The 13,789-nt window shown below is 65.1% G+C and carries 15 protein-coding genes; 6 read left to right on the forward strand and 9 right to left on the reverse strand.

What is annotated here, in order from left to right; all coding sequences use genetic code 11:
• Positions 1-131: 131 nt before the first annotated feature.
• The 3 genes from AC0L3S_RS26900 to AC0L3S_RS26910 all read left to right on the forward strand — a co-directional run bounded on the left by AC0L3S_RS26900 (position 132) and on the right by AC0L3S_RS26910 (position 3,882).
• Positions 132-1,913, forward strand: coding sequence for a NirA family protein (locus AC0L3S_RS26900; protein WP_473282380.1), 1,782 nt, complete (start codon positions 132-134; stop codon positions 1,911-1,913).
• Positions 1,910-3,529: a sulfite reductase subunit alpha gene (locus AC0L3S_RS26905; RefSeq protein WP_473282382.1), complete on the forward strand. Its 1,620-nt coding sequence runs from the start codon at positions 1,910-1,912 to the stop codon at positions 3,527-3,529. Before AC0L3S_RS26900 ends, AC0L3S_RS26905 begins: the two co-directional genes overlap by 4 nt.
• 200 nt (positions 3,530-3,729) lie before the next feature.
• Positions 3,730-3,882, forward strand: a complete 153-nt coding sequence (locus AC0L3S_RS26910; protein ID WP_007590908.1) for a hypothetical protein — start codon at positions 3,730-3,732, stop codon at positions 3,880-3,882.
• On the opposite strand, the gene AC0L3S_RS26915 is transcribed toward AC0L3S_RS26910, so the two are convergent.
• The 3 genes from AC0L3S_RS26915 to pxpB are packed head-to-tail and all read right to left on the reverse strand — an operon-like array spanning position 3,883 to position 6,451.
• The gene (locus AC0L3S_RS26915; RefSeq protein ID WP_473282384.1) at positions 3,883-4,653 is read right to left on the reverse strand and encodes a LamB/YcsF family protein; all 771 of its coding nucleotides are present in this window, start codon (positions 4,651-4,653) and stop codon (positions 3,883-3,885) included.
• A 32-nt stretch (positions 4,654-4,685) separates the two neighbouring features.
• Entirely contained in the window at positions 4,686-5,723 is a 1,038-nt protein-coding gene (locus AC0L3S_RS26920; protein WP_473282387.1) for a 5-oxoprolinase subunit C family protein, read from the reverse strand.
• Positions 5,720-6,451 carry a 5-oxoprolinase subunit PxpB gene (pxpB, locus tag AC0L3S_RS26925; RefSeq protein ID WP_473282389.1) on the reverse strand — a complete coding sequence of 244 codons (732 nt, stop codon included), beginning with the start codon at positions 6,449-6,451 and terminating at the stop codon, positions 5,720-5,722. Before pxpB ends, AC0L3S_RS26920 begins: the two co-directional genes overlap by 4 nt.
• Positions 6,452-6,698: 247 nt before the next feature.
• On the opposite strand from pxpB, the gene AC0L3S_RS26930 reads away from it, so the two are divergent.
• A complete protein-coding gene (locus AC0L3S_RS26930; protein WP_007590912.1) occupies positions 6,699-7,397 on the forward strand; it encodes a ribonuclease activity regulator RraA in 699 nt (232 codons plus the stop codon).
• A gap of 25 nt (positions 7,398-7,422) precedes the next feature.
• Entirely contained in the window at positions 7,423-7,827 is a 405-nt protein-coding gene (locus tag AC0L3S_RS26935) for a (R)-mandelonitrile lyase (protein ID WP_473264670.1), read from the forward strand.
• A gap of 62 nt (positions 7,828-7,889) precedes the next feature.
• Here AC0L3S_RS26935 and AC0L3S_RS26940 read toward each other — a convergent pair whose 3' ends face one another.
• From AC0L3S_RS26940 to AC0L3S_RS26950, 3 genes are all read right to left on the reverse strand, one after another.
• Positions 7,890-8,240 (reverse strand): hypothetical protein, encoded by a 351-nt coding sequence (locus AC0L3S_RS26940; protein WP_473282392.1) that lies wholly within the window; start codon positions 8,238-8,240, stop codon positions 7,890-7,892.
• A 180-nt stretch (positions 8,241-8,420) separates the two neighbouring features.
• Complete coding sequence (locus AC0L3S_RS26945; RefSeq protein ID WP_473282394.1) at positions 8,421-9,338, reverse strand: DUF2147 domain-containing protein; 918 nt, start codon at positions 9,336-9,338, stop codon at positions 8,421-8,423.
• Between the two features lie 172 nt (positions 9,339-9,510).
• Positions 9,511-10,293 (reverse strand): transporter substrate-binding domain-containing protein, encoded by a 783-nt coding sequence (locus AC0L3S_RS26950; protein ID WP_473282396.1) that lies wholly within the window; start codon positions 10,291-10,293, stop codon positions 9,511-9,513.
• Positions 10,294-10,431: 138 nt separating this feature from the next.
• Here AC0L3S_RS26950 and AC0L3S_RS26955 point away from each other — a divergent pair, with 138 nt between their 5' ends.
• Positions 10,432-10,929: a DUF1993 domain-containing protein gene (locus tag AC0L3S_RS26955; RefSeq protein WP_473264712.1), complete on the forward strand. Its 498-nt coding sequence runs from the start codon at positions 10,432-10,434 to the stop codon at positions 10,927-10,929.
• Positions 10,930-10,962: 33 nt separating this feature from the next.
• On the opposite strand, the gene AC0L3S_RS26960 is transcribed toward AC0L3S_RS26955, so the two are convergent.
• The 3 genes from AC0L3S_RS26960 to AC0L3S_RS26970 all read right to left on the reverse strand — a co-directional run bounded on the left by AC0L3S_RS26960 (position 10,963) and on the right by AC0L3S_RS26970 (position 13,788).
• Positions 10,963-11,478: a hypothetical protein gene (locus tag AC0L3S_RS26960; protein ID WP_473282398.1), complete on the reverse strand. Its 516-nt coding sequence runs from the start codon at positions 11,476-11,478 to the stop codon at positions 10,963-10,965.
• A gap of 186 nt (positions 11,479-11,664) precedes the next feature.
• Positions 11,665-12,654: a hydroxyacid dehydrogenase gene (locus AC0L3S_RS26965; protein WP_473282400.1), complete on the reverse strand. Its 990-nt coding sequence runs from the start codon at positions 12,652-12,654 to the stop codon at positions 11,665-11,667.
• Between the two features lie 33 nt (positions 12,655-12,687).
• A complete protein-coding gene (locus tag AC0L3S_RS26970; RefSeq protein WP_473282402.1) occupies positions 12,688-13,788 on the reverse strand; it encodes an ABC transporter ATP-binding protein in 1,101 nt (366 codons plus the stop codon).
• Between the last annotated feature and the right edge of the window lies 1 nt (position 13,789).

Consider the following 13,789-nt stretch of genomic DNA (forward strand, 5'->3'; position numbering starts at 1 on the left):
GCCAGTCCCCAGCAACGAAGCTGATCGGACCGTTGGGTGCACAGCCGGCTCTCGAGCCAGCCGAGCTCCTCGCGGGTCGTGCACTTTCCCTCGATACCACCCAGGTGGCCGCAGGAGCTTCGTTACTGACCATGAAACTCGACACCGTCTCAGTCGACTTTACCGACGACCAGAAACGCTATCTCGAAGGCTTCACGACCGGTCTGCAGATCAGTCGCGTCGGTCGCGGTCTCGGCGGCGGCGCCGGCAAGGCGAACGCCGAGCCGACCGGTCCCGATGCCGTGCACATCAAGGCGCAGGACAAGGCCATCGCCGCGGGCAAGAAGCTCGCCGACCAGGAGAAGGTCAAGCGAGACGAGCATCCCTTCGATGCCTATCCGCGTCTCCGCCAGCAGGCACTCGACAATACGCCGCCAAGCCCGGCGGATAATTTTCGCTGGCGCTATTACGGCATCTTCTACGTCGCGCCGACGCAGGACTCCTACATGTGCCGTCTGCGCATTCCGAACGGCATCATGAAGCACTGGCAGCTGGCCGGCCTTGCCGATCTCGCCGATGAAACGTGCGGGCCCTACAGCCACGTCACGACGCGCGCCAATCTTCAGCTTCGCGAGATCCCGCCGAAGAACGCCGTGAAGCTGATCGAGGGCATTCAGGATCTCGGCCTTTGCTCGCGCGGCTCCGGCGCCGACAACATCCGCAACGTGACGGGAACGCCGACGGCGGGCATCGATCCGCAGGAGCTGATCGACACGCGGCCTTATGCGCGCGAGTGGCACTACCACATCCTGAACGATCGCTCGCTGTATGGCTTGCCGCGCAAGTTCAACGTCGCCTTCGACGGTGCCGGCAGGATCGCCGTGCTCGAGGAGACCAACGACATCGCTTTCACGGCGTATGAGGTGAAGGACGGTTTCGGCGTCGAGCCCGGGGTCTGGTTCCGCCTCGGCCTCGGCGGCATCACCGGTCACAAGGATTTCGCAAAGTACTCCGGCATTATCGTCAAGCCGGAGCAGGCGACCGCTGTTGCGGACGCCATCGTGCGCGTCTTCATCGAGCACGGCGACCGCACCAACCGCAACAAGGCGCGGCTGAAATACGTGCTCGACGCCATGGGCCATGACGGCTTTCTCAAGCTGGTCGAGGAACGGCTGAAGACACCATTCACGCGTGTGCCGGAAGAGGCGTTTGCGCCGCGGCCGGCCGCCGACCGCATGGCGCATATCGGCGTGCACAGGCAGAAGCAGGACGGCTTGAACTGGATCGGCGTGTCGCTGACGCTCGGCAAGATCAGCTGCGATCAGATGCGGGGCCTCGCCAAAGTGGCGCGGGACCTCGGCGACGGCGATGTCCGTCTGACCGTCTGGCAGAACCTGCTGATATCAGGGGTGCGCGACGAGAATGTCGAGCTTGCCGTCGCGGCGATCAAGCAGATCGGGCTTGCGGTCGAGGCCTCGCACATCCGCGCCGGCCTGATCGCCTGCACCGGCAATGCCGGCTGCCGCTTTGCCGCCTCCAACACCAAGCGTCACGCCGCGGAGATCGGCGACTGGTGCGAGGCGCGCGTCAACATGGACAAGCCGGTCAACATCCATGTCACCGGCTGCCACCATTCCTGTGCCCAGCATTACATCAGCGACATCGGCCTGATCGGGGCGCGCGTGCCTGTCAACGAGGAGGACACGGTGGAGGGCTATCATCTCTTCACCGGCGGCGGCTTCGGTCCTGACGCCGACGTCGGGCAGGAGGTCTACCACGACCTCAAGGCCGAAGACGCACCGAAGACGGTCGAAGGGCTGCTCAAGGCCTATATCGCGCATCGCTCGTCTCCCGACGAAACCTTCCTGTCCTTTGCGCGCCGCCATGACGGCGAAACGCTGCGCAAGCTTGCCGATGCACAGGTGTCCGCATGAACCAGATCAGCCCTCCCCCGAAACTCGACATCATTCCCACGAGCGCTCCGTTCTCCGACGCGCAGCGCTCCTGGCTGAACGGCTTTTTTGCCGGGCTGCTGTCGCCTGAGGCAGCCGCGCCGCTGTCGGCCGAGCAGGGCGCCGCTGTTATGCAAGCCGGTGACGGCGACGACGGTGAAGCGCCATGGCACGACCAGACCATGCCGATCGCCGATCGGATGAAGCTCGCCGAAGGGCGCCCCGTGCGGCGCAAGATGATGGCGGCGATGGCGCAGCAGGATTGCGGGCAGTGCGGCTACAATTGCCACGACTATTCGGAGGCGATCGCGAGCCGCAGTGAAGCGCGGCTCAATCTTTGTGTCCCCGGCGGCAAGGAAACCGCGCGGATGCTGAAGTCGCTGCACGAAGAGCTGGACAAGGCGCCGGCGGCCAAGGCTGGCGACAAGGCGTCCGACAAGGTCGACGCAGTCGCGGCCCCCGCCGTGACCGTGACGATCGCCGAGCCCGGCCGCTCGCGCGACAACCCTGTTGCGGCGACCTTCCTGTCGCGCCGTCTTCTCAACAAGGGAAAATCCGAGAAGGAAACCTATCACGTCGAGTTCGACCTTTCCGAGAGCAAGCTCGACTATGTCGTCGGTGACAGTTTTGGCGTGTTCGCCCGCAACGAGCTCGGCCTCGTCGATCAGGTCATCGCGTTGCTCGGTGCCTCCCACACCACCAAGGTCAACGGCAAAACGCTGCGCGAGGTTCTGATCGACGACGTCTCGCTGTCGCCGGCACCCGACACGCTGTTCGAGCTGCTCTCCTTCATCACCGGCGGCGCGCAGCGCGAGAGGGCGCGGGCACTGGCGCAGGGGGAGGATCCCGATGGCGACGCCGCCACGCTCGACGTCATGGCGGCGCTGCAGAAGTTTTCAGGCACGCGGCCGCATCCCGAAGCGTTCGTGGAGGCGCTGGAGCCGCTGCAGCCGCGGCTCTATTCGATCTCGTCCTCGCATAATGCGACGCCTGGAAGGCTGTCGCTGACGGTCGATTCCGTGCGCTACGTGATCGGCAAGCGCAAGCGCATCGGCGTCGCCTCGACCTTCCTCGGTGAGCGCATCGCCGAAGGCGAGAAGCTCAAGGTCTATGTGCAGAAGGCGCATAATTTCGGCCTGCCGCAGGATCCGAAGACGCCGATCATCATGGTCGGCCCCGGCACCGGCATTGCGCCATTCCGCGCCTTCCTGTTCGACCGCAAGGCGACCGGCGCGCCCGGCAAGAACTGGCTGTTCTTCGGCCACCAGCGCAGCGACTGCGACTTCTTCTACCAGGAGGAGCTCAACGCGATGAAGACCTCGGGCCTGCTCACGCGCATGTCGCTGGCCTGGTCGCGCGACGGCGAGAAGAAGTTCTACGTGCAGGACCGCATGCGCGAGGTCGGCCGCGAGCTGTGGACGTGGCTCGCCGAAGGGGCGCATCTCTACATCTGCGGCGACGCCAAGCGCATGGCCAAGGACGTCGAGCGCGCACTGGTCGATATCGTCGCCCAGTTCGGGGCGCGCTCGACCGACGAAGCCGTTAGCTTTGTCGCCGAGCTCAAGAAGACGGGCCGGTTCCAGGCTGACGTCTACTAGCTGTCATCCTATCGTCATCCGAGCCGGTTCCAACTGGCTCGGATTTGAACGAATAAGATTCTCGGAACTGGTGAGCGAAGAGAATTTGCTCCTTCAATGCGGGGTCTTCAGAGAACCGGCATCGCTATTTCCGCGGGTCTCTTGCCCGCCACCCCGGTTGATCCCTCATAATCCCGCGGATGGGGCGTTGGAGATCGACCATGCGCGAACTATCGGCGGAAGCCAGGCTGCACTTCTACGCGCGTTCGCTCTCGCGGCGGACCGGGGCGAGCGTGCATCATGCCGCGATGTACAGCGCCTTCGCCGTCATCGCCGCCATCGTGTTCGGCACGCTGTCGGTGCACCCGTTCTGATCACGCCCCGCGCTTGAACGGCGCGACCTCGATCCCTGCATCCTTTAACGCCTGCCGCAGGCCGCGCGCGATGTCGACGGCGCCCGGCGTATCGCCATGGATGCAGACCGTGTCGGTTCGCATCTTGATGACCTTGCCCGTGACCGAGACCACCGCGCCGTCCTGCACCATGCGCACCACGCGGTCGGCGATGGCCTTGGCGTCATGCAGCACCGCACCGGGGTTCTTGCGCGAGACGAGATTACCGTCGTCCTCGTAGGCACGGTCGGCGAACACCTCGTGCACCATGGGCAGATTGGCGGCTTCGCCGGCTTTCACCAGTTTCGAATTGGCGAGCACGACGAAAATCAGGCTCGGGTCGACCGCCTTGATGCCGGCGGCGATCGCCTTCGCCGTCATGTCGTCCTCGCAGGCGACGTTGGAGAGCGCGCCATGCGCCTTCACATGCGTCACCTTGTGGCCCGCTGCGGTCGCGATCGCCTGCAGCGCGCCGATCTGGTAGGCGACGAGGTTCTCGATCTCGGAGGGTTTCAGGCCCGCAATCGGGTGGCGGCCGAAGCCGTGCAGGTCGCGATAGCCAGGATGCGCGCCGACCGAGACGCCGCGCGCTTTCGCCAGCTCGACCGTCCGGCGCATGATATCGGGGTCGCCGGCATGGAAGCCGCAGGCGACGTTGACCGAACTCGCCAGTTCGATCATGGCGGCATCGTTGCCCATCTCCCACGCGCCAAAACCTTCGCCGAGATCGCAATTGAGATCGATCGTCTTCATGGGCTGCTCTCCATCTCTGGTCGTCTTGTCGTTTACGGCTCGGCCGCAACCTGCCAGGTCCCGGCGTCGACGGCACTGACAGCATAGCCCGCGACGTTGGCATCGCTGAGCGCTTCGATGTTGAGCGCGACGGTGTCGGCGGAGCGCAGGCGATCGGGCAGGTTGCGGATCAGTTGCGCAAATTTCCTCGCCTCGTCCTGCGCCTCGGCCATGCTGACCGCCTTGAAACGGAACGCCGTTCCCGCCGAGGTCTGCGCGAGACGGCCGACATCGGCCGTGATCACGGTCGCGATCTTCGGGTAGCCGCCGGAGGTGCCGCGATCCATCATCAGCGCGATCGGCGCCCCGTTGCCGGGCACCTGGATGCTGCCGTTGACCGTGCCGTCGGAGACGATGTTGTGGCCGTGCAGATGCTTGATCGCGGGACCTTCCAGCCGGTAGCCCATGCGATCTGACGTCGCCGAGATCTTCCACTCGCTGTCGAGGAATAGCGACTTGTTGGCGTCGTCGAACTCGTCGTCCTGCGGTCCCAGCAGGACGCGGATCGGGCCGCTCGATGGCTTCGGCAATTCGATGCGCAGTTCCGGTGCACCGCTTGCGGCATCGACGGTGAATTCGTCGCCGGCCTGCAGCGGGCGCGGGTAGGGGCTGCCGAGACCGGCACGGGCATTGACCGCGAGACTGCCGAACACCGGCTCGCCCTTGATCCCGCCTTCGATCGCCAGATAAGTGAACGCACCGCCGCGGGCAAAGCCCAGCGCCAGCGTCTCACCGTCTTTCAGCGTCACCGATGTGTCCATGGCGACTGGACTGCCGGCGACGTCCGCATTGCGCGGCGCGCCTGAAATCGCGACGCGCACGGCACCGTCGCGCGCGGTGAACGAGGCGCCGAACGGGCCGACCTCGACAACGGCTGCGAACGGTTCGTTGCCGACAAGCGTGTTCGCTGCCGCGAGCGACAGGCGGTCCATCGCTCCGCTGACCGTCAGGCCATAGCGTTGGGCGCCATGGCGTCCGCCGTCCTGGACCGAGCTTGCGGGCCCGATGCTGGCGATCACGAGCCGGCTCATGCGACCACCTGCTCGGCAATGATCTCGCCGGCCTCGGCGGCGCGGTCCTGCTCCTCGAACGTCTTGTGGTCGATGGCGAAAAACGTCACGCGATCGCCGGGTTCGGTGAGGAAGGTCGGATTGCGGTGAAGCTGATAAGTCCGCACCGGCGTGCGGCCGAGCAGGTGCCAGCCGCTCGGCGCTGCCAGGCACTGGATTCCGGCCTGGATGCCGCCGATCGAGATCGTGCCGGCAGGCGTCAGCAGCCGCGGATTCTGCCGCCGCGACATCTGCAGGGATTTGTCGAGGCCGCTGAGATAGGACCAGCCCGGCGTGAAGCCGATCATGGCCACCTTGTAGTCGCCGGCGACGTGGCGCGCGACGATGTCGTCGGGTGTGGTGTTCAGCGCCTTCGCGACGTCCTCGAGGTCGATGCCGTGCTCGCCGCCATAGGCAACGGGAATGCGCCAGCGGCGCGCCTTAATGGCCGGTGGCAGCGGCTGGCTGGCGAGCGCGAGCAGCTTTTGGCCAAGAGCATCGAAGCCGATCTTGCCGGGATCGTAATGCACCAGCAGCGAGCGATAGGTGGGCACGGACTCCGTGATGCCATCGATTGGGCTTGCTGCGAGCGCCTTGTCGAGCGCCAGCACGCGCTGGTTGGCGTCGTCGTCGATGGTACGGCTGAACTCGACCGTGACGGCGCTGTCGCCACTGGGCAGCAGGCGGGGCGGGGGAAGCGTCGCGGACATGGGCTGTCGAAATCGGGCTTCTGGAGATACGCGGGCTCGGCCTTGAGCGTCGCTTGTTCCTGCTTCGCGTAAATGCGCCCGCAAGTCCAATAAATTAATGCAGGGGGAGGCGATAAAGCCTTGTTATCGCGACGCATAACTGCGCTGCGGCCCTGCATGATTGGTATCCTCTTGGGCCTTGACGCAAGGCCCGCACCCCGCAAGATGCGCGCGTTCTTTCCCGCCCATCCGGAGCTCGTCTGTTTCCATGTCGCTGTCCCCCGAAGCCCGCAAGACCCTCGCCGGCATCACCACTGCCACCATCACCACGGTCCTGCTGAAGAAGGGCCTGCGCAACATCTGGATGCGCGGCGCGCGTCCGCTGCGCCCGGGTCTTCCGCGCCTGGTGGGACCGGCCTTTACGCTGCGTTTCGTGCCGGCGCGGGAGGATCTGGCGACGCCGGAATCATGGTCGTCGCCGATCTCGACCCGCACCGCGATCGAGGCGATGCCGGAGGGCTGCATCGCCGTGGTTGACGCCATGGGCATCACCGACGCCGGCATCTTCGGTGACATCCTGTGCGCGCGCATGATGAAGCGCGGCGTCACCGCACTCGTTACCGACGGCGTCGTGCGTGACGTCGAGGGCGTGCTCGGCACCAACCTGCCGGTCTGGTGCGACGGCTATGCCGCGCCGCCGTCAGTCGCCGGCCTGACCTTCGTCGGCTGGGGCGAGCCGATCGGTTGCGGCGGCGTTGCCGTGTTCCCGAACGACATCGTGGTCGCCGACCAGGACGGCTGTGTGCTGATCCCGCAAGCGATGCTCGAGCACGTGCTCAACGAAGGTGTCGAGCAGGAGCGGATGGAAGCCTGGATCGTCAACGAGGTGAACAATGGCGCGGTGCTCCCGGGCCTCTATCCCATGAACGCCGAGACCAAGGCGCGCTACGCCGCAAGCAAGAAGTAATCGGGAAAGAAGCGAGGTAAATCCAATGGAGATCACTGTTGCAGGCACGCGGCCGACACGCCGTGCGCCCGGGGAACACTTCACCGGCACGGTGTGGCAGGACCCCGTGATCATGGCGCCCGCCCCAGCGCGGCTGAACTGCTCACGCGTCTCGTTCGAGCCGGGCGCGCGTACCAACTGGCATCACCATCCGCTCGGGCAGACGCTCTATGTGATTTCGGGGGTTGGCCGGGTGCAGTCCAAGGGCGGGCCGATCAGGGAGATCCGTCCCGGCGACACCGTCTGGATTCCACCGGGCGAGCTGCACTGGCACGGCGGGTCGCCGACCAACGGCATGACCCATATCGCCATGCAGGAAGCGCTCGACGGCGTGTTCTCGACCTGGCTGGAGCCCGTGACCGACGCGGAATATGGCGCAGCGGTCGGCTAGTTTGCGTGACCCGGCTTTGCGCAGCGACGCTTTGCGTCGCTGTTCGTCCGGGACACAGCACCCTACATCCGCTCCGCCGTCCACGTGCCCGTGCACATGCTGCCGCGCCACGTGCCGGAGCCCGAAGTGCCGCTGAGCCGGCCGAAGCCGACGGCGCGCTTGATGCCGGTGCTCAAGGTGACGTTGATGCTGCCGGCGTCCGCGACGCGGCCTGACGCCGTCACCATGGCGCTGCTCGAGGCGATCTGACCGTTGTTGATGCCGATCGCGACGGTCGAGCCGTTACCGCAGGTCTCGCTGGACGACGAGATGCGGACATTCCATGCGCCGTCAAAAGTGCTGGCTCTGGCCTGCGCGGCCGGCAACGCGATGACAATGATGGTGGCGAAGAGAGCCTTGCGAAATCCGTTCATGACACGCCCCTGGGGTTGATCATGCGGGCATCGTGTCACGGCCTCGGAACTGGCGATGTGAGGGCTGTCACGCGCGCGACGGGCTCTGTGATGTCGCGCACGTCGCAATCGATTTGGCGGGCGAAAGCAAAAGGGCCCGCATTGCGGGCCCTTTGTCTCGGTCGGAGTGTCGCCCCGAAGTCAGTTCACCCGCGTCCAGGTCTGGCCGCCGCAGAACATGCCGCCAAAGGCGCAGCCCTGCACGCGCAGGCGATCGGTGCCCTTCAGCGCGATGGTTGAATCATAGGTCGAGCCGGAGTTCGGATCGAGGATGCGGCCGGACCATTTCTGGTCCTTGTTCTGGTCCTTGCCGGGCTTCATGTTGATCAGGACCTGCTCGCCATTCTGGTTCGATTTCGAATCGACCGAGTAGCCGCAGAGATTGCTGCCGCATTGCTCGATCCGGACCTTGCCCTCCTTCTCCTCGGTGAGCCAGACGCCGAGCGGTGAATTGAGGTCGCGCGTGGCCGCGGCTGCGGGAGCCGGCGGCGCGACGGCAGCCGATTGAACGGGGGCGGGCGCAGGCGCCGGGACGGGAGGCGGAGATGGCGCCGGAGGCGCGGCTGCGACGGTCGGGGCGGGCGGCGGCGGCGGCGGTGCGGGCGGTACGGCGGCCACCGTCGGGGCAGCACTCGGGGCCGGCTGAGGCGGCGGCACAAGCGCCTCTTCGGCCGGAGCATTGTTGGCCGTGGTGGCCGGAGGCGTCGGCGGGGCAGGAGGCGCTGCGGCTACGGGAGCTTGGACGGGGGCTTGGACAGGGGTCTGCTCGGCCGCCGGGGGCGCCGTGACTGGTGCCGGGGCCGGCGCTGGATTGGCGGGCGCCTGCGGGTCAGCCTTGGCTTGTTGCGGTGCCTGCGGGTCCGATTTTGGAGCCCCCTTGGCATCGTTCTTGGTTTTCTTCGCCTTGCCCTGGCCGGTGTTGTCGTACACGCCGGGGATTTGCACCGTGCCGCGGTCGGGATCGATGCGGATGGTCCGCCCGCCATAGTCGAAAGTGTACTGCGCCTGCGCAGCGGTGCTCGCCAAAAGGAATGCGGCCGTGGCCAACAGCTTCCTCATTTCGCATCTCCTGAAACAGGTGGTCCCCGCACCGACGCTTACGCCCCGGTTCGATCGCAAAAAGTGATCTAGATCACTGTCACCGTATGAGTCGTGCTCCGGCTGTTGCGGGTTCAATAACACCGGAGCGGGTCCAAAGTTTGACCGGGGCAAGCGACAGGAGGACGCGGTCCTAGTCGAACCAGGCGGCGTAGATCTTCTTGTAGCTGCCGTCCTGCATGGAAATGTGCAGCCATTGGTCGACGAACGCCTTCAGCGCCATGTCGCGCTGGAGCCAATAGGCCTTCTCGGAGAAATCGAACGGCTTGTCGGGATGCACCGCGCAGAGCACGCCTTGATGCTGCTTCTGCTGGTAGCGCGTCTCGGAGGCGTCGGTCATCATCAAATCGGCATTGCCCTTGGCGATCTCGTCGAAGATCACGGTATTGTCCGGGAAGACGGTGATGTCGGCATCCTTGATGTTGGCACGCGCGAAGCGCTCGTTCGTGCCGCCGGGATTGACGATCACGCGGGTGCCCTTCTTGTCGATGTCGGTGATGCTCTGGTATTTGCCGACATCGGCACAGCGCGCGATCGGCGTCTTGCCCTCGCGCATGATCGGCGTGGAGAAGAAGCCCTTCTTCTGCCGGTCGAGCGTGACCGAGACGCCGCCCATCGCGATGTCGAACTGATCGGCCTCGAAATCCTTCATCAGCTTCGGCCAGGCCGTCGGCACGAATTCGACCTTGACGCCGAGCGCCTTCCCGAGTGCCTCCGCCATGTCGACATCGAAGCCGTTGAACTGCTGCGTCGTCTTGTCGAGATAGGTGAAGGGCTTGTAGTCGCCGGTCATTCCGACGCGCAATGTGCCGCGCTTGACGATCTCGTCGAGGCGGGACGGCGCCGCCTGCTGTGCGTGGGCCGAAACGTTTGCCAGCAGGACCACGGACAAAGTCGCCAAAATTCGAATGGTCATTCGAACGATCATCTCTTTTCCACCCATGCCCAAGCTGTCATTGTGCAGCTCTCGATGCTTGTCTTGAGGCTTGGATTTAAACCAGATGCCCGTCGCTGGCGAGGCGGAAGTGAAGGGAATTTTGAAGTGACGATCTCGATGTATGACGCCTCGGTCGGACTCTTCGTGCCGTATCTGCGCAATCTGTCCGCACTGCTCGACAAGGGCGTTTCCTATGCCGAAGCCCGGAAGTTCAACCCGGCCGTCCTGCTCGGCATGCGCATGGCGCCCGACATGTACGATCTGGCGCAACAGATCGGCGAAGCCTGCCGCCATGCCACCGTCGCCGCGGCCTTGTTGGCCGACCGCGAGCCGGTGACGCTGCCGGTGCTGGAGCACGACATGGCCGGGCTTCAGGCCCGCATCGCGACGTCGATCGAGTTCATCGAAAGCCTGCCGCGCGCGGAGATAAATGCCGCGGCGGACCGGAATGTCTTCTTCAAGCTGAAGAACGGGACCGAGTTGCCCTTCACCGGGCGGACGCTGCTGCTGACCTTCAGCGTCCCGCAATTCTTCTTTCACGTCACGACGGCCTACGACCTGTTGCGGCACGCAGGCGTCGAGCTCGTGAAGAAGGATTATCTCGGACGACGATAAGCCGAACCGGCATCCACTTCGCGTGAAAAAGCGCTAGGCTTCGCCCTTGCGCTCGTAATCGGCGAGCGAGCTGCGGCCGGCGATTTCGCTGCGCAGCTCTTCGAAGCGACGATGGGCCTCGTCCTCATGCGCGTCGACGAAATGCACCGCGGCTTCGCCGGTCATCGGGCCGCTGACCACGGGTACCGACTGCTCGCCGATCGTCTCGTGGACGTAGAACTGGCCGTCGTCGCCGCGATGGACCGTCCATTTCAGGCGGATCGCTACCATCGGCCCGGGGCCGACCTTGCTGTAGCCCTCGGCATCGGTGTGCTCCGGCACCAGCGGCTGCTCCTCGACCACCGGATGCTCATCGACCGTCTGGTGCTCGTCGACGAACGCGTGCTCGTCCGCGACCCCATGCTCACCGGCAACCACCATTTCGGTCACGGTGACCGTCTCGGTCTCGCGCACGGTCTCGGTCTCGCGCACGACGAGGACGGGTTCAGGGTGCTCCAGGATGCTGGCGATGGTCGCCAACGCATGGTCGGTCGGGTCGATCTCTGACAAGGGTCCATCCTCCAGCTCGACGCGGCCGGCAAGTCTGTCCCACTGCCGCCGCGGCCGGACCTATTACGCGGGTTTGATTAAGGCTGAGTGAGGGCTCGATCTGCACCAAAATGGGACTCATTCTGGCGTTCCGAAGGCGGGGGGTTGATCGCCCGCCAATGCGCACCGCTCGCCTGGGAGAGCAGCTCAGCCCAGGACATCCTGATTGATGATGTTCTGCCGGATGGGATCGCCGTCCAGCACACTCAGGATGTTGCGCGCGGTCTGCTCGCTCATCCGGCTCACCGCCTCGACCGTGACGCCTGCGACATGCGGGGCCATGATGACGTTGGGCAGCGCGAACAGCGCGTTGCTGACCGGCGGCGGCTCGACCTCGAACACATCGATGCCGGCACCGGCGAGCTTGCCCGAGACCAGTGCGTCGTACAGCGCCGCTTCCTTCACGATGCCGCCGCGCGCGGTGTTGATGAGATAGGATTTCGGCTTCATCCGGCCGATCCTGTCAGCATCGAACAGGCCGACGGTCTCCGGCGTCTTCGGGCAGTGGATGGTGACGAAATCGGCGTGAGGCAGCGCGGCATCGAGATCGGCGACCGGCTCGCAGCCTGCTGCCTTGATCTCTGCGGCTGCCTTGTAGGGATCATAGACCTGCACATTCATGTCCATCGCCAGGCAGCGCTTGGCGGTGCGGGTGCCGATGCGGCCGAAGCCGATGATGAGGACGGTCTTGCCGTAGAGATCGAACGGCAGCATGCCGAGGCGGTCGGCCCATTTGCCGTCCTTGACGCAGGAATGCATCTCCTGCGCACGTTTTGCCAGTGTCAGCATCATGAACAGCGCCTGCTCGGCGACCGAGGGCGAGTTCGCGCTGCCCGCGACCATCAGCGGCACCTTGCGGCGGGAGAGGGCCGGGATGTCGACGGCGTCGTAGCCGACCCCGATCCGGGTCACCACCTTCATGTCCTTCGAGGCTTCGAGCTCGGTCTCGCCGAAAGCGGTGGCGCCGAGCGCCACGCCATGGACCGGCGCGTGGCTCTTCAGCAAAGCCTCGAAATCCCTGGCGGAGATCAGGTTCGGAAACTCGATGAGCTCGATGTCATCTCGCTGGGTGAGGAGGGCGCGCGCCCCTTGCGACAAAGTTTGCGTGACAAAGATTTTCTTCTTATTGGTCGACATCGTCCCTACCTGCGCGAGTTTCTTGGCCGGCCGTCACAAGACGGCGCCGGTCGCCTCGTTTAGCAGGTGCATATTGTTGAGGTCCATCGCCAAACGCATGGGTGCTCCGTCCTTGGCGCCCGCATTGGGATCGACACGGCCGCAGACGGGCGTGCCTTCCAGTCCGAAATAGACCAGCGTCTCCATTCCCATCGGCTCGGTGACGTCAAGCACGGTGTCGAAGGTCTCGACCCCCGGCTCGAGATGCGCGTGCGATTCCGTGAGATGCTCGGGACGGATGCCGAGCAACAGGTTTTCAGCTCGGGGCAGCGCGCTGTAATGGGCGGCTCGGGCCGGCGGCAACGGGAACGAGATGCGGTCCGTCAGGCGGACGTTGAGCTTGCCGCCGACGTCCTCGAGCCGGCACGGAATGAAGTTCATCGCCGGCGAGCCGATGAAGCCCGCGACGAAGCGCGTCGCCGGCTTGTGGTAGAGCTCGTTCGGAGTGCCGATCTGCTCGATCCGCCCCTTGTTCATCACCACGACGCGATCGGCCAGCGTCATCGCCTCGACCTGGTCATGGGTGACGTAGACCGTCGTGGTGCGCACCTTCTGGTGCACCTTCTTGATCTCGATCCGCATCTGCACGCGCAGCTTGGCGTCGAGATTGGACAGCGGCTCGTCGAACAGGAAGACTTTCGGATTGCGCACGATGGCCCGCCCCATGGCAACGCGCTGGCGCTGGCCGCCGGAGAGCTGCTTCGGCTTGCGGTCGATCAGGTCGGTGATGTCCAGGAGGCGGGCGGCCTCGGTCACCCGCGCCTTGATCTCGGCCTTGGGATAGTGCTTGAGGCGCAACCCGAACGACATGTTCTCCGCGACCGTCATGTGCGGGTAGAGCGCGTAGTTCTGAAACACCATCGCGATGTCGCGGTCCTTTGGCGGCACGTCGTTGACGACGTCCCCGCCGATCATGATGTCGCCGTCGGTGATATCCTCGAGTCCCGCGATCATCCGCAACGTCGTCGACTTGCCGCAGCCGGAGGGGCCGACGAGCACGATGAACTCATGGTCGGAGATGTCGAGATCGATGCCGCGCACCGCCTCGACGTCGTCGTAACGCTTGACCACCTTCCGCAACGCAACCTCAGCCATA

Source organism: Bradyrhizobium sp. Ken01, assembly GCF_055807355.1.